8 protein-coding genes are annotated in these 17,234 nt (G+C 39.1%); all 8 read right to left on the bottom strand.

Annotated features, from left to right (window positions below; all coding sequences use genetic code 11):
- Positions 1-36: 36 nt before the first annotated feature.
- The gene (locus EHW67_RS08545) at positions 37-1,242 is read right to left on the bottom strand and encodes an MGH1-like glycoside hydrolase domain-containing protein (protein WP_158285104.1); all 1,206 of its coding nucleotides are present in this window, start codon (positions 1,240-1,242) and stop codon (positions 37-39) included.
- Between the two features lie 152 nt (positions 1,243-1,394).
- On the bottom strand, positions 1,395-2,618 hold the full coding sequence (locus EHW67_RS08550; protein ID WP_126161961.1) for a M60 family metallopeptidase: 1,224 nt from the start codon (positions 2,616-2,618) through the stop codon (positions 1,395-1,397).
- 53 nt (positions 2,619-2,671) lie between these two features.
- The gene (locus EHW67_RS08555) at positions 2,672-4,066 is read right to left on the bottom strand and encodes an arylsulfatase (protein WP_126161962.1); all 1,395 of its coding nucleotides are present in this window, start codon (positions 4,064-4,066) and stop codon (positions 2,672-2,674) included.
- 15 nt (positions 4,067-4,081) lie between these two features.
- The gene (locus tag EHW67_RS08560; protein WP_126161963.1) at positions 4,082-6,391 is read right to left on the bottom strand and encodes a family 20 glycosylhydrolase; all 2,310 of its coding nucleotides are present in this window, start codon (positions 6,389-6,391) and stop codon (positions 4,082-4,084) included.
- A 3-nt stretch (positions 6,392-6,394) separates the two neighbouring features.
- On the bottom strand, positions 6,395-8,674 hold the full coding sequence (locus EHW67_RS08565) for an alpha-N-acetylglucosaminidase (RefSeq protein WP_126161964.1): 2,280 nt from the start codon (positions 8,672-8,674) through the stop codon (positions 6,395-6,397).
- A 227-nt stretch (positions 8,675-8,901) separates the two neighbouring features.
- Positions 8,902-10,476, bottom strand: a complete 1,575-nt coding sequence (locus EHW67_RS08570) for a SusD/RagB family nutrient-binding outer membrane lipoprotein (protein WP_126161965.1) — start codon at positions 10,474-10,476, stop codon at positions 8,902-8,904.
- A 28-nt stretch (positions 10,477-10,504) separates the two neighbouring features.
- Complete coding sequence (locus EHW67_RS08575; RefSeq protein WP_126161966.1) at positions 10,505-13,759, bottom strand: SusC/RagA family TonB-linked outer membrane protein; 3,255 nt, start codon at positions 13,757-13,759, stop codon at positions 10,505-10,507.
- A 491-nt stretch (positions 13,760-14,250) separates the two neighbouring features.
- Positions 14,251-17,229: a GH92 family glycosyl hydrolase gene (locus EHW67_RS08580; protein WP_126161967.1), complete on the bottom strand. Its 2,979-nt coding sequence runs from the start codon at positions 17,227-17,229 to the stop codon at positions 14,251-14,253.
- Positions 17,230-17,234 lie beyond the last annotated feature (5 nt).

A 17,234-nucleotide genomic window follows, 5' to 3' on the forward strand; every position in this document is an offset into this window, starting at 1 on the left:
TAATTAAGGGGTTAAAATAGTTTCTCCAGCACTATATTAGTTAATATCCAACAACATCCAATTATCATTTACCGCTCCGTCCAGGACATTCTCTATGCAGAGATTCCAACTGACAAAACCGACAATCTTCCCATTTTCATCTATATGATCATCACTTGGAGCCAAAGGTTCCCCGGTATCGGCATTATAATTTTCATGCATGGTATTGTGCTTCTCCATATCCTTAAGCAATAGGGTTCCCAAGGTTTCTCCCAGCCATGCCACTTCTTCTTCAAAACCATATTTTTTTAAGCCTACCGAGTAAATATAGTTGGATATGGGCCATACCGGGCCCTGCCAATTGGAAAAGGGCACGATAATATTCTTATTGTTATAATCAGGGTCTTTTGCGGATAGCGTCCTAAAGCCATACTTGGCCTTCATATGTTCTGGATCCAAAAGATATTTTTCAATCATCGCCTTGCCTTCATGTTGCGGAGCGATACCTGCCAGTAAGGGAATAAAGGAAGAGTAGGATATTCTTTTGTAAAAATCCCCTGTTTCCCGGTCAACGGTATAATACACCTGGTCATCATTGGACCAAAGCAACGCATTAATGGCCAGTTTCAATTTCTCGGCTTTACCCAAATAAATAGTAGCATCTTCTAGTTCCCCTATCTTTTCTGCCAAGGCAGACTGCGCCAAGTATTCCTTATATTGCCAAGCACTGGCATCCGGCGCCAAGAAAGACCGTTTATCTTCCATGAAGTAGTTAAGTGCCGGATTGTTGTCGGCTCCACTCTGCATGGCTATATCCCAATAAAAAAGTCCGGTTTCCGCATCCTGCTGCGTTTTTTCCCTATAGGCCAGTACTTTTTTCAACTGCTCATAATGCGGTTTTACCCATGTAAAATCCTTTAGCCCCTTGGATGCCAAATACACCCCTTGGGACAAAAAAGGTTTCATGGCAAAATCTCCAAATATGGGCCGTGGTCCTTTGGTAGTAGCACAGCCAGATACGTAACCTTCCCCATCTATACCTTTAATCAAGTTCAACGCCCAATATTTCAGGTATTCCGGTTTTCCTTTGCTAACAAAGTAATTGCCCATAAAAAAGCCGTCCCAATCCCACATTTGCTTATAAAAACCAGCTGGAATAAGGTAAGGATATTCTAAATACCCTTCAGCGGGTTGGATAACTTTTTTTGACTGCTCCAGGTAATTATCCTTTAGGTCGTTATACACTTTTTTTAATACCCTCATATCTGGCATCGTTTCATTTTTATTTAGTTCGGGATCAGTAGATTTTTTTGTGTCTGAGCAGCTGTAATTGATGATTAAAAAAACAGAAATTAGTAATATGTATTTAATAGTATGCATCGAAATCTTATTAGGATAAAGAATAATTATTGATTTTAATTTATTTGATATTTATTTTCCAACTCTTGAATTCTTTCTTGGGACACAGGAAAACGCCATGTTTGAAAAAGTGGGATAAGGTTTACTTGCGCCTCCTTGCTCAATATCAATGCTATTAGGTTTATTTTATCCTCTGTACTCTCTGGGGGTGTAAAACCTTTAGCGTTCAATTCCCTGAAGGTCCTGTAAAAACCCTTATATACTTCCCAACCATACATATACTGGATACGTTGAAAAAGCGAATGCATTTCGTCTGAACTCATACTCTCCCATGTTCTGGAAGGGTCCGACAAATATTTATCACCAAAAAACAAAAATGATCTTTGCGAAAATTCCTTTCCTTTTAACTTTCTTCCCTGTTCTTGGAAGGGATAGTCTTTGACCACTATGGTCTGGGGAATCCTAAAGGATTGGTCTGGCATAGTTTCTATTATATAACAGAGCTTAAAATTGGCTTGAAACTCTGTAAAAGGACCATTAAAATTATACCACTCCCCTATTACATTATCAAAATCGTGTCCCATTTCATGTATCCATCCAAAAGGAAAGATTCCTTCTTCAAACTCCTCTATTGCATTACCAACAAACTTGGTATTCAATATAATTTCCTGTCCAGCATAAGCAAAATATGGATTCTCTACACTTTCCTTAAAAACGATGGTTTGCCCGTCATAGGGTACCCCGCCTACTAATTCTTCCATGGCTATATATGATTGGTTCAACCATGTCATAGCCCTCTCTATGGTCTTAAAATTATTGTACCTCGATTTCATTAGGGACAAGGCTACCTTGCCCTTGGACACTACTTTCGACTCTTCTGGCAAATAAGCTGCGGGTATTTCCAATTTTAAAGGAAATTTTTTGATCTTGCCGTTAACATTGGCGATGATATACCCTGTTTTCTTTGGATTTTTTTTACCAAAATCCGCAATGGTTTTTTGGGATAAATGTCCTATTTCAAATTTCTTCCATTCCTCATTGGGCGCCAGTACCCTATCCAGGGCATTGACTTTTTCTTCTTCTCCCTTCCACTGAAAAGTCCATCCTTTTAGGGTAACGTCCTGTTCTCCAGTATTGGTGGCCCTAATAGTGTAACTACCCCAGCCGTTGGGCATCCATCCCTCCGGTTGTCCCAGTGTCGTTTCTATTTCAATTTGAGCTGTGGCCGTAGTACATGCCAATGTACTTACCAGTATGGCAATATGTTTTTTTATACTCATAATAAGGTTCGTTTTAACCACTTTTCCGAGGCTTAATTCTAGTCATACTATTTTTAAAACTGATCAATAACGTTCATTAATTCTTCGACCATTTTTGGATTTTCCTCGGCCAAATTATATTCTTCAGAAATATCATTGGAAATATTGAACAATTCCACGCTTGTCGTATCCGGGTTCTTCTTGGTAATTGTTACCAGTTTATAATCTCCTTTACGAGCGGCACGTCTAGAAATACTTGTATCAAATTCCCAATAGAGAAAGTCGTGCTTAGGCTGACGATCAAAATCCCCAACAAGTGTTGGTAAATATGAAATACCATCACTTGATCTAGGTACCTCCACCCCTGCCAGATCACAGGCCGTTGGCATAAAGTCCCAAAAAGTAGCAACGTTATCGGTTTTGCCAGGAGTAATAATTTCTGGCCATCTTGCAATAAAAGGAATCCTAATACCGCCTTCGTACAAATCCCGCTTCATTCCCTGTAAACTCCCATTACTATCAAAAAAATCAAGGTTCCACCCCCCTTCTTGGTGAGGACCGTTATCAGAGGTAAAAATCACTAAGGTTTCTTTTTCCAATCCTTTTTCTTTCAACTTGTCCATTAGGACACCTATGTAGCTATCCAGACGGGAAATCATAGCGGCCCCAGCCTTTTTGGCTTCTGGCCAATCTTCATTGGCGTAAATACCCAAATCCGGCACTTCCATTCCATGTTCATTAATTAGAAAACTTTCATTATTGGCATGGGGTATGGTATAAGCCAGATAAAGGAAGAATGGATCATTCCCTTTCTTATCCAAGAAGTCCAATGCTTTTTCAGTAAAGACATCATTGGAATATTCCACTTTTTCCACAGCGGCATTACCAATGCCTACTGCATAATTGGTACTATCGGTAACATAGATGACCTTGTTTTTTAATGGATATTTCTCCCCATTTTCCCATAGGTAATCCGGATAATAATTGTGCGCCCTAATTTGATCGTAGTAGCCAAAAGAATAATCAAATCCCTGATCATTTGCATATCCGGTAGTACCTACGGCACCCAACCCCCATTTACCTATGACTCCAGTGGAATATCCTGCCGTTTTAAGTACTTCTGCAACGGTAATGTCTTCCTTTTTAATTGGTTTTTCCATGGATTTAATGGTGGTATGCCCCATATGTTGGCCCGTAATAAGACTATTGCGGGAAGGCGCGCATACCGTGGCCCCAGCATAATGCTGCCTAAAGAGCAATCCTTCAGAAGCCAATTTATCTATGTTAGGGGTTTTTATTACATCTTGTCCATAACAACCCAAATCCCCATACCCCAAATCATCAGCCAATATATAGAGTATATTGGGTTTGGAGGCTACAGCCTTTTCATAAGGGCTCTTTTCTTCCTTACAGGAAATTGCCACCAATATAGCAGCCGCGACCAAAAATTTATTTATGACATTGTTCATATTTCCTATTATTAATTAGTTGCTCAATGGCATTACCAATTCCTCCAAGGGTACAAAATTGGTCTCCCCTTCTTTCTTATACATAATGTTCAACTGGTTCTGGATATGCTTATAAAAATATTTTATCATCAAGCTGTGCTTACCTTCAGACAATGATACCGAATACTCTTCCGGCTTCCTTTTAAACTCGGTCCCTTTAGCCACCAATATGCCATCTATATAAACTTCGGCCAAACCATCGTCAGTGGTAAGCCTTAACTGATAATCGCCCTCCTCTGTTAATATTTCACCCGTCAATTCCAATCCATATGGATTATAAACATCTTTGAATCGGGTATCAACATGCCCTTCTTTCCTTACTTTAGCGAACAGTTCCCCATTAATTTTATCTAATCTATCCTCGGTCACTTTGCCGCTAATACCTTCTCGAATGAGATTCAGATCAGAAAAATTAGGCATGGAGTCCCAACCCTTAGCAGGAGCAGGACCGTAAATTTTGTACCTATACGCTGGTTCTATTTTTTGATAATATTCTTGGACCGGATAGCCTATGGTATTGCCGTTCAGATCTTCCTTCTGAATAGTTAACACACCACTTTCCGAAAGAACAATTGGCTCTTCGTAGAACTTAGCATTTTTCATATCAGGAAGGTCCCAAGATTTGGAAAAGACCCATTTATAACGTGCTTTAGGTTGCTCTTCCAAAACCACTTCAGCAGTATCCGTGAATTTTAAATCCTGTTGCTGGATTAAATTATTAACCTTAGTAACTACAGGCCGGAACAATCTACCATAGGTAGAATTTGTCGATTTCAAATCTAATTTAAAGGCTTCAAAATCTTTGGTTGGTTTCTTGTTCCATAAGTGTTCTGCCAAAATAGGCACCCTTTCCCTAAGTACTGGAATAACCTTGTAATGATTTTGTTCCCAAAAAGAAATCTGGGCGCCTACAATATTTTCCTTAGATCCTACTGTTACGTCTTTTATTTCATTCTTCCAGTGAGACCAATTGGTTATATCCCAATTATAAGCTCTTTCCAAAGAAGGTGCCAAATTCATAGCACCCACCATATACCAAGGGATCCATGTGGAGTTTATTACCTTATAACCATTTTTGAGTAAGTTATCTGGATGGTTGTAGGTTGTATTCCAGACTATGACCGTAATATCCTTATCTATCGTTACATTGCCACCACCAGTACCATGAAACCCTTCCCACAATATGGTGCTCTTTCCAGTAGCTTTCACCATTTGGTTCATCTTATTTATAAAATGTGCAAACAATTCGTTGGCATCCCCGTTTGCAGCAGCCGTTAAACCATTGGCTTGTGTATAGGGTAGGTACTCCGGGACTTTTTTAAGATTCTCTAAATATACCTCGTCACCCCCAACGTGAATAAACGGGCTATTGTAAAAAGTCGCTGCCAACTCCTCTATTATTTCATTTACCCCCCTGTAAGTTTCTTCCTTTGCTATATTAACAACATACAATGGTTCCGGTTTATTGGTTTGGGGATCTAGACTGCCAAATACCTCAGGGTATGTATTCCAAAGCATAGCGGAATGCCCTGGTAAATCAACTTCCGGAATTATGACCACACCACGCTCCTTGGCATATTCTACCAGTTTAGCCAATTCCTCCTTCGTATAAAACTCCCTTTCACCTTGAGTGTTAATTTTATTTAGTTTTGGGTAATTCTTTAACGGGAAGGTAAATCTATTGTTATCACTTAAATGAAGCTGTAAGTATGGAATTTTATACATCCACAGTAAGTCTATGGTTTCCTTTAAGGTTTCAACAGGATGCCAAAATCTAGCAACGTCCAATAATACGGCTCTAAATTCTGAGGAAGCATAATCTGTTATTGAAACATTGGGAATGTAACTACCAGTTTCATTGCTTTTTATTAATTGAACCATAGTTGCAGCGCCATTGGCTATAGTGTTATAGGAAGATCCTTCCAAAATAATATTGTCACCTACACTAATTTTATGTGTATTGGGTTCAAGGCCACTATTATATTTTATTACGATGGTATTTTTGTTTGGTGCAGACGTTACGAAATCAATATTGTTCCCGGTTAATCTTGTTGCATAGGCAGACAGAATTCTTGCTATTGGCAACAAACTATCATCTTCCACTACGATGGCAGTTCTATCCGAAAACCTAAAATTCCCATTTTGATTGTCCCACTTTTTAGGCGTGGGAATAACAGATACCTCCCTATCCTCAGTAACTTCTAATGACTTGGAAACACTACTACAACTGGTCAATAGTATTATTGATACCGATGCAAATCCATAAAATAAATCTCTTATTCTCATTGTTTAATTTTTAAAAAAGTGTGCATATTCCTTCTGTAATCTTTTCGCAACCAATACAGCATCCCCCGTAACAGTTGAAGGGTATGCATCCGTACTTTTAGTCCATTTGTAGTCCATTTCCCTAACCTCCTTGTCGTACTGTTTTGGATCAAAGGGCCGTTTTGTATCCAAAGACTGCCTTAAATGATCAATGAACAATTCCCATCTTGGTTTATAATAGCCACTGAACAATCCATTCCATTGTTTCCCCGCATAATCCCTTAGACCGCCATCAGGGTAGGGCTGCCAAATAGTAACAATGGTACGTGCGTTCCACTCATAATAATCCTGTTCTTGTTCTGTAGCTCCCCAGCTTCTGGCATCCTGTATCCATTTGCCCAACAAGAAGTTTTCATTTGTACCGGTAATATCATTAAGATCGTCCAATAACTTTAACAATGTTGCCGAAGCCTCATTAAACTTTTGTGTGTCTTTGGTTTGATAGGCTACACTTAGATCGTTTATAAATCTATGGGTAAGACTGAACAACAGCTCGCGATATATATTGGTCACGTCAAATTTGTACGTATCAATATCCTTTAATTCGCTACTGGCCTGCAAAATTAGATCCGCCGCCTTGGCAAGTTCAAAAACATCAAAATCCCATGCAAAAGGATCTTCCTCACTAATCTGAAAGTCTTTTCTCACGTGTCTTATATCCTCTTGACTCCCAGCATCAAAAATCATGAGCCGAGGTGTTGTGATTAATGGGGACCATAATGTCCTTGTTCTTCCGTAGACAGATTTCTCCAATGATTTCCAGGCCTCTATCGCTGCTTCATTGTCGGTTCCATATCTGTTGGACGCATAGTTATTTATCCAATCTGCAACATTCACCTGATTTTGGTCCCATGCTTTTTCAAAAATAAAATCCTGTACTACAGGGTTGTAACCCAAGCCTTCCGGTATTACCCCTATACCTTTTAGATTATTTTCAATTTCTGATTTATACGCCTGTTGAAATTGCTCTTGCATCACCTGCAGATCACCGCTCATATTCACTTTTTGGTCCTCATTGCAGATCACATTCCACACCCACGGCTGACCGTAAAAAGCATCTGTTTTGTTCCAGGTTGGATTTTTCTCTCCGTAGAGATCCAACACTATAGCTTTATCCTTAGGTATTCCATTCAAGAAGGCACTACCTCTTTCTTTGGTCCAGAAATCTTTTTTGAAAAAGAAAAACCACCCCTGTAGTACCCAGGTAGCTTCTGGGTCGGCCTGAGCCATAGACTCATATACACTTTCACTTACTTGCTTTAAAAATTCCGGATCTTCGGATGGGGGATCTACCTCTATAAAGCAATCGGCATCATATAAATGATCGGTGCCGTACATTTTTGTTTGCTTCTCAATAAACGCTGTACCAATTTCCTGAAAAAGACTGTCGGTAGGATCCAAGAAATATGTGCCCTCTACCCCGGCCCAGTCTTCTATCTGAAAAATATTAGCCTCTGGATAAAGCTCTTTTAAGGATTCTGGAACATGGCCTGTAAATGCCTGAAGTACGGGTTTCATCCCAAATGAACGCATGCGTTCCAAAATTTTGAGCTGAAGTTCCTTTCGCTGTTGTATCCAATTATCTGGCAATGGCCCTCCCATACCGTCTATATTTCCCATCCACCCCCATGGCAAATGGGCCGGACCTACAAAAAAATCATCTATTTGCTCATCCGACATGCCCAAGTCTTTAAAGACCTCTTGCCAAACCGCTTCTTGGCCAATCATGGCAAGAGGCATATTTACGCCCTTTAGGGCCATGTAATCTATCATTTGCTCCCATCTTCCCCAATCCCACCATGGCATGGTATACCCATAGGTGCAATAATTAAAAAAGTATCTGTAACTAAAGGGAGTTTCTACCTTTATCGGTTCAGTTAGTTCGGGGAGAACTTCTGGCAGGTTTATTTGATTATTATTAAGTGAGATTTGGGAATTACAATACTTACTAAGGTACCAATCCAGTCCAGACGCCATGGCTACCGCATTGTTCCCTTTTACGATCAATTGTCCATTTTCTGTACTGAGTTCAAATACATCCTTGTCATTTTCAGCAGGTATTTCCTTAAATACAAATTCCGTAGTACGTTCCGGAATAACACGTTTAACCAACGCGTATGAAGCTTTTTCTGATTTGCTGAGAGCCTGTTCTTTACTTTCACTACAGGCAACAAACAACAAAATACCTACAAGGGCTATTAAATGTTCTAGTTTGGAAATACTTCTGATTCTTGACAAAGACATGTTCTTTATTTAATTTTTTTAAAAAAATCATTACAACAATAAGATAGGGGCTTGCTCATGGATCCCTGTATCCTAAAATAAACTCCCCCATTACACCCCCGCCGACAATTTGATTACGATATAAGAACCAAACTCATTGGGAGTGCAAACGGTGAAGCTTACTAACAACTAATCAACTCTAACTCAAATTATAAATTCCTTATCCACTACCTAGTTGACAAATAGTTTTAATACTGATATAATACCGGTGCTGTTTGTAGGTTTGGTTCCATCCCAACAGTCGGGGCATTTTTTGCAAACCACAAATTATCCCCAAAAACATTGTCGATAATTGAAACTCCTGCAATTGCATTCTCGTAATTTTCTTTATTAAAATTCAGCATGGTCTCAATTGGATATCGCATTCTAACCGGATATCCTTTTTCCTTATGAATTCCTATATCAAAAAAGTCCATTGTAGGGTAACCTGTTCTTCTGATCATAGAGAAGGTATTGATACTTTGACCAAATTGGGCAATATATCTTTGCGTAATTATTTGCTCTGTTGCCTTGCTGGCATCATAGACTACATCGGAGGAAGATAAATAGGTATCTATATCCGCTGTACTTACCCCAAGCTCTTCCATATGGGCAGCAATACCGGCTTGGTACGCAGCTTCTGCTGAAGTTCCTACATTAATATTTTTTGCTTCGGCTTCGGCTTTGATCAATAACAGTTCGGCATAGGTCATGATGGGTCTTTGCTGCACCGAAGTAAATTCTGGCGATAACTGACTTACCGAGTCCAAAGCCATCCTAGTAAAATCACTTGGATTTTCATCATCAAAAGCTGGAGGCAAACCAACATAAGTCTCCTCATCAGTATACCCCTCGGCAGGGGACACCAATACTTTCATCCTAGGGTCCTCTAGATCTCCCAAGGTATTTAAAAAACCAGTAATTACTATGGGGGCACGTTCATCATTGTTTTCCACATAACTGGCAAAGGGGTCAGGATAAGATCCCACAGCATCCTCCCAAGTCATACCAAAATTATCCGCATTGCTTTCCAAAACCGGGTACTTGGACGGATTTGCAAATATTTCCTCCAGTTTTGCCTTGGCAAAGCTGGGATCAGCATCGGATATTCTCATTAGTATCCTAACTTGCAACGAATTGGCAAATTTCTTCCATTTTAGAATATCGCCACCTCCAAAGGCATCACTCTCCGGTTTAATGACGACGCCAGACTCCCCGGAAAGATCAAAAGTATTATTTGCTTCCTCCAAAAGGCCAATAACTCCTTTTAAGATTTCTTCCTGAGAGTCAAACTTGGGTTTGTTATATTGTTCTTCTTCCGAAATTTCGCCGTATTGAGCGTCCGAAAAAGGAATTGGGCCCCATAGCTCGGTCATGTTACCATAAATCCACCCTTTGAGTACCAATGCTATTGCCTTAAAGTTTGGATGTGGTGTCTCCTCAGTGTTGTCAATAATCCTTTCCACCAAGGGAATAGTTTGTGTCACTAAATTTTGATACACCCAAAAGTCATTAAAATCACTACGTGTATTGGAGGAAATAAACTCACTAGGCTGAAGATTATTGGTATAGTATTGTGTCCATTTGGACATTCCTTTATTAAAGCTATTGATGTTATCCAACAGTTCTCTTGAGGCCCTTATTTGAGCCCCTAGCAAAAGCCCTTCATTACTGCCGACCACCTGCGAATTGGGGTTGGTATTTATCTCTTCAAAATCATCGGTACAAGCATTTATCGCCAATAGGACAAAGCTTAGTATCGCTATATATTTAATTGATTTCATATTTTTTTGTTTTCAAATGGTTATTAATCTAGAAGCTCACTGACAAATTCATCCCTATACTTCTCGTATTGGGCAATGATCCATACTCAAAACCAGATCCATTGTTCAAACTTCCCATATTTGCTGTTTCGGTATCTATTCCGTCCAGGTTGTTTTTAATCAGCCAGAGGTTTCTTCCAATAAGAGAGATATTAACATCGCTAAGCCCTAGTTTATGGGTTACTTTATTGTCCAACCTATAGCCAATGGACAGTTCCCTTAATTTAATGTTGGTAGCATCCCTCATCAAATCAGATGTTGGGTAATTAAAATTTGAATATAGGTCTTGGGTACTTATCGCAGTAGTATTGGGCTGTCCTGTTTCAACGTCGATACCATCAAAAATAAAACCGCCTCCGTCAGTTACATTATCCCTAACGGCCACTCCGTTGGCATTTATACCTGCACTGTCAGGGTTTAGACCATTTAACGACATAAACTGATAAGTTGTAGAAATTACTTTGCCTCCATATCTAAAATCGAACAAGAAATTAAGGTTAAAGTTTTTATAGTTAAAACTATTTCTGATTCCACCGGACCAGTCTAATGGAGCTGATTCTTCTAAATCCCTGGTTCCACGCCATTGATTGTGCATAGGAAATCCATTTCTGGTAAGTATTTTACCTGTTCCGTAAATATTGTTCTCAGCGGTATATCCAAAGTTTTCAAAATCACTAGCCATATTTGGTACATTGGCCAAGGCATCTTGGGTATCCCTAAAATATTCAAACCCAACAATATGACCATATGGCTTCCCATTTGTAGCCCTTATCTCTGGTCCGTACCAGGCTGCTATGTGTTTAAAATCAACCAAATCCTCAGGAAAACCGGAAACGGCACCTCTATTTTGAGACCAATTCATATTAACGTCCCATCTAAAATCCTTGGTTGTAATTGGGGTCAGCTCCAACTTTACCTCTATCCCTTTATTGGTAATGGTGCCTGCATTGATAAAAGCAAATCTTGCTCCTCTTTCCCAAGCATTTTCAACCCTTATCAATTGATTGCTCGACTCGTTTTTATAATAAGCAACATCCAATTTAACACGGCTGTCTATCAGGTATAATTCTCCCCCAACCTCGAAAGAAGTAGATTCTTCGGGTATTAACGTTGTGGCAGGTATTACATTATCTATCCCCATTACCGGCTGTCCGTTAAAAGAACTCGTACTTCTTGTAATAAACCTATCCAAGGCATATGGCTGTGTATCATTCCCTACTTTGGCCCAACTACCCCTTAACTTACCATAATTTAAAAAGTTACTTTTTATATTCAAGGCATCCGTGAAAATAAAACTAGATGATACGGAGGGGTAAAAGAAAGACCAGTCATCCTTAGGCAAAGTGGAGGACCAATCATTTCTACCGGTCACCGTTAAAAAGGCATAACTTTTATAATTTAACTCAAGGGAACTAAATACACTGTTCACTTCTTTTTCGGTCTTACTATTGTTCACTATGGCCGGCTTGGCAGAATTGCCCAAATTGTAAATACCGCGCACCAATAGACCACCATCTGTTGCAGCATATTTCCTATTGCTTTCCTCATGCCTAGTAGCGGCACCTACCATTAAATTTAAGTTCAAGTCCCTGAACAGATCCCTGTTAATGTTTAACCTAAAATCGGCGTTCACTTCTTTATTAAGGTCTAAACCTTCCTGATACCCCCCATTGTTGTATAGGTGCTTTGCTACAATCCGCTCATACTCTGTAGTGTTGGTATCCTGAAAAACATTCCCTTGTAAAGAAATCCAATCGTTTACGGCATAATCCAACCCTACATTGAAGCTAAATCTTGTACGGGTAACCGGATTTACATTTTCATATAAATCCCAATACGGATTAGGGCCATTTTCATAAAAACTCACTTTGTTACCAAACTCATCCTTATAATTCCTCAGATCTCTAATATCTATGTTGGTAGGTATAAATAGAGTTTGCCAAAGTGCACCACCACCACCATAGGATGTCCTATTGTCGCTATTCATAGTTGATCCGGTAGCTACGAAATTTAAGTTCAATTTTTCGCCGATTTGAAAAGATGAATTAAAACTTCCAGTAATTCTTTCCAAACCGGTATTAGGAGTGATCCCTTTTATATCCTGATGTCCCAAGGACAATCTGGCATTTGAAGTTTCCGTTACATGTGTCAGTGATAAATTTTGTTGAATGGTATGGCCCGTTTCAAAGAAATTCTTTAGATTGTTGGCCCCATAAGGTAGCCAAGGTTTTACAACGGCCCCTCCGGTATTGGGATCCCATTGTGATATTTCCTGGCCATTATAGGCCGGCCCCCATAAGTTGGTATTGGATTCGTTTACCCCAGCACCGTTCCCGTCCACGTAGCTAAACTCACCATCAAAACCTTGTCCGTAATTTAACTGTGGTTCAGGTAAGATCAAAGCGGATTGAAAGGTAGTACTACTAGATATGTTGGCACCCCAACCTTTTTGACCAGATTTACCTTTTTTAGTGGTAATCATTATCACCCCATTGGCTCCACGCGCACCATAAAGTGCAGTTGCACTGGCCCCTTTTAAGATACTTATATTCTCAATATCGTTTGGGTTTATATCTGACAAAGGATTTCCCAGGTCCGACGCTCCACTAGAAGAAGTAAACAGGCTTTCGGACAAGGACCTATTGCTCAACAATGGAAGACCGTCCAAAACGTATAATGGTTGATTATCCGACGATAATGAAGTTACCCCCCTGATCAACACCCTTGGGGATCCATCCACCCCATTGGCAGAACCGGTTACCTGTACACCTGGGGCCTTTGCCGAAAGGTTTAGCAGTACATTGGGTTCTCCGGTTGAGTTTATTTCTTCTGAAGATATGGCATCTACCGAATATCCGATTGCCTTTTTCTCCTTTTTAATCCCCAATGCCGTAACAATAACTTCGGCCAGTTCATCGGAATCTGGCTCTAAAGCCACCGTTAACTGGCTCGCATCATTAACAACCACATCCTGGACTACATAGCCCACATAGGAAAAACTAATAGTTTTACCCTTGGCGACCATTATGGAAAATTCCCCATCATCATTGGTCATGGTTCCCGTAGGGGTTCCCTTAACATAAACATTCACATAAGGCAGAGGAAGGTTGTTTTCATCTACAACATTACCGGAAATGGACAGCTTATCTTGGTTGGCATTCTGGGACTGGACGTATCCCACAATTAGCAACTGGAAAATTAGTGCAAGAAAAGTACTCTTGCGCATTAACATTTTTATTTTCATAATTATTTGGTTTGTAGTTTTTTAATTCTCTAGGTTCTTGAAATTTGATAAATCATTTTTTTTCATTGAGTTCGTTTTTCGTTTAAAGTTTTTAATTAGTTTTCCATTCAGAAAAGGCAGAAAACACATTTTACCTTTTAATTTTTCAACCAAAGAATTGCAACGGATTTTCACAACACCTATCTGAACTTTTATGAGCTATACTGTTGTTAACAAAAGTAGAATGAGAACAGATTTTGAAATAGTATTGCAGTATCAAATACTTGTAAAATAGTATCAAAAGCCCCGTTTTTAGGGGTAAAACAAGGAGATTAAAGCATAGTCCGCCGATAGTTACACCTTAATTTAGTAAAGGAAAAACTACCCATTAAAACGATTTGAATTTGAAAATTATTCGAAAGGAAAATCTTTTGTCCGTACAACAAAAAAAGTGCTTACCGTTGATGAAGCCCACAAACGATAAGCACTAAAGGTTATAAAAAGCTAAAATCCTAATAGACCCTAAATTCTGCAATATGCACACCGGCATTAGCACTGTTATAGGACATATTTACTCTAAAATATTTAGCATAAGTTGGTGGTATTTTGTGTATATATCCTTCTTTGGTCGCCACAGTTGTATTGTCATTGGCATCAACAATGGTTTTCCAATTTATTCCATCCACCGAAGCATCAATGCTATATTGATAATATCTACCGCCATCCCAATATGTAAATAGATGCACTTCATTAACTTCTTTTTTTGTTTCCAACTCTATGGACCACCATTGTGGAAAGGGAGACGCATCCCAAAAATTATCCCTATCAACAAAACCATCAACTGCTTTACTAGGCTCATAACCAGGATTTAACAAGGAAGCCTTTGTTTTTTGATAACGAGTAATATTGTTTTCGTAGTTAATCTTTTCATACTTGGCCTTTCGTATCTTTGTAAGAGGTTTCCCAGCTGGGTTAAAAACAGTAGCAGTTACAGTTACAGTTTCCATAAACTTCAAAGGTGTACTGTAAATAGCTGATGAATTATTTGGTATGGAACCGTCTATGGTATACCGTATTGTTCCGTTCTTTAAGTTGGAATGTATAGTTACCAATACAGAATCCATAAAAGTTTTTTTCTCATGGTCCTCTATGCCTTTTGCCGAAATCACAAACCCGGTCTCATTCTTATTTTCCCACTTTCCATGCTCGGACATTGAGGGCGGCAGTTCTGACACTCCCCAATTCACATTTGGTTCTGGTCCCATTACATATTCCAACTTACCTCCTTTTTGAAGTTTCAATGCTTCTATAAAGGTATTGTGCAACGGTTTTCCATTAAATTTAGCGGATTGTATATACCTATTTCTATCACTGTTATTTTTAGCAATAATTTTTATTTCTTTTCCATTCTCAAGGGAAATCTCAGTCCTTTCAAAAAGTGGACTCCCTAGATCAAAAATAGGGGTTACACCAGAACCTCCTTGCATTTGGAACAACCCCAATGAGCTCATCACAAACCAACCTCCCATCTGTCCTTGATCCTCATCACCAGGCCAACCATCTTCCGGAGTTTCCCCATAATAAACATTCAAAATTTCCCTAACCCATTTTTGTGTCAACCATGGTTTACCTGCATAATTAAATAAATAGGCTGCTTGCATATTTGGTTGATTACCATGATTAATAGGATATTTTGCATATTGATCTCCAGTGGCATTAAATTTGGATTTTTGAGAGCTATTAAACCCCCATTCGAGTCTTTCTACAAATTTTTCTTTCCCTAGAAAATTGATAATAGACTGTACGTCATGTGGCGCATAAAAAGTATATTGCCAGGCATTTCCCTCTATAAACCCTTTGGAAGAAAATGGCTCCATAGGATCAATCCATTCACCGCTGGAACTTCTTATACGCGCATAAAGAGCCTTTTGGTCCAAATGATTTTTATAGCTTTTCGATCTTTCAAGAAAGTATTCATAATCCTCCATTTTACCTAAATCCTTCGCCATTTGGGCAACACACCAATCCTGAAAGGCTAGTTCCATGGTATTGGATGCCGGACCATATTCCAAAGGGACATAACCATAATCCATGTATGGCCTTAACCATCTATTACCAACAAAACCTCCACTTTTGTGTGGGCGGCCCGGCTCTTTCATAATTTTTGAAATTGCCTCATACGCCAAATCTACATCATAGTCCCTTATACCCTGTTGGTAGGCCGCTGTAATAAACGATACAGCAGGGGAAGAGGTCATAATTGCGGAATATTCACCGGCATTGGGCCCTTTGGGCAACCACCCTCCTCTTTTATATATTTCCAATAGAGAAGTTACCCAAGAATTCATTAATGAAGGATTTACCAAAGACCACAAACCATTTAAGTTCCATTTCATTCCCCAAAAAGCATCAGCCCCATAAATAGGCGTACCGGGTGCAACGGAAACCACATCCTCATTCATATCTACCCACTTGCCATTTACATCACTCCAAATGGTCTTAGCGCAATAAGTCCTATATAAATTTGTGTAGAATTTGACCTTGTTTTTTTCATTATTATCCTTTATTTTAATCTTCCCCAAAAGATTATTCCACACTTTTCTAGCATTGGCCCGGTACCTATCAAAGTTAAAACCATACTCACGAGTTTCAACATTCAAGTTTAATCGCGCTTGGTCAGTACTAACCATAGACAGTGCTGTGTGCACATTTATCTGATCTCCTTTCTCTGTGTTATAGTCTAAAAAACAGCCCACATCCCCAGAACCTTTTATTTGGTTTACATCTTTAAATATTTTGTCTTTATGCCATCCGCTTAGACTCTTAAATGGTTTGTCTACACGCGTTACAAAATACAAATAGTAATCATTATGCAACCAAATAGTTACTCCATTGTTTTGACGGTCCATAACTTTAATATAGCCCTCTATCTCCGTATCGCTTACCTTATTCACCACAACTTCCAAAACTTCACCGGGGTCCTCATACGGAATTTCAAAATCGAACATTACCCTGGATTCATTAGATTTCGGAAAGGTGTAGCGTTGTATACCGACCCGTGTTGTGGAAGAAAGCTCTGCTTTTACACCATAGTCTTCCAGATTAACAGCGTAATAACCAGGTGCGGCTTGTTCATTGTCATTATTAATCCGGGACCTATAACCTAAGTCTGGATCTACTTCAGTGCCAGGTTGTGTTTGTATTTTTCCCGTTACGGGCAAAACATAAAACGTGGACAGGTGATAATCATGTACAAAATTAAATCCCGCTATATTTTTTATGGCATAATCATGACCAGCTTTCCAATTGGATTTTTGATTATCAGGACTTAATTTCACCATACCAAAAGGCAATGTAGCACCAGGAAACAATAAAGGTCTCGAATCATGTGTCCCAATAAATGGATCTACGTAATCTACTGGTTCTTGTGAATAACTTAAGGTTAGGCAAAACACAAAACACAGTAAATTAATGTTAATTAATTTTTTCATAAATA

Source organism: Arenibacter aquaticus (assembly GCF_003957295.1).
In the GTDB taxonomy this organism is placed as follows: Bacteria; Bacteroidota; Bacteroidia; order Flavobacteriales; family Flavobacteriaceae; genus Arenibacter; species Arenibacter aquaticus.

Coding starts and splice junctions, on each gene's coding strand:
- EHW67_RS08545 (WP_158285104.1), bottom strand. CDS start 1,242: ATGAGGGTATTAAAAAAAGTGTATAACGACCTAAAGGATAATTACCTG.
- EHW67_RS08550 (WP_126161961.1), bottom strand. CDS start 2,618: ATGAGTATAAAAAAACATATTGCCATACTGGTAAGTACATTGGCATGT.
- EHW67_RS08555 (WP_126161962.1), bottom strand. CDS start 4,066: ATGAACAATGTCATAAATAAATTTTTGGTCGCGGCTGCTATATTGGTG.
- EHW67_RS08560 (WP_126161963.1), bottom strand. CDS start 6,391: ATGAGAATAAGAGATTTATTTTATGGATTTGCATCGGTATCAATAATA.
- EHW67_RS08565 (WP_126161964.1), bottom strand. CDS start 8,674: ATGTCTTTGTCAAGAATCAGAAGTATTTCCAAACTAGAACATTTAATA.
- EHW67_RS08570 (WP_126161965.1), bottom strand. CDS start 10,476: ATGAAATCAATTAAATATATAGCGATACTAAGCTTTGTCCTATTGGCG.
- EHW67_RS08575 (WP_126161966.1), bottom strand. CDS start 13,759: ATGAAAATAAAAATGTTAATGCGCAAGAGTACTTTTCTTGCACTAATT.
- EHW67_RS08580 (WP_126161967.1), bottom strand. CDS start 17,229: ATGAAAAAATTAATTAACATTAATTTACTGTGTTTTGTGTTTTGCCTA.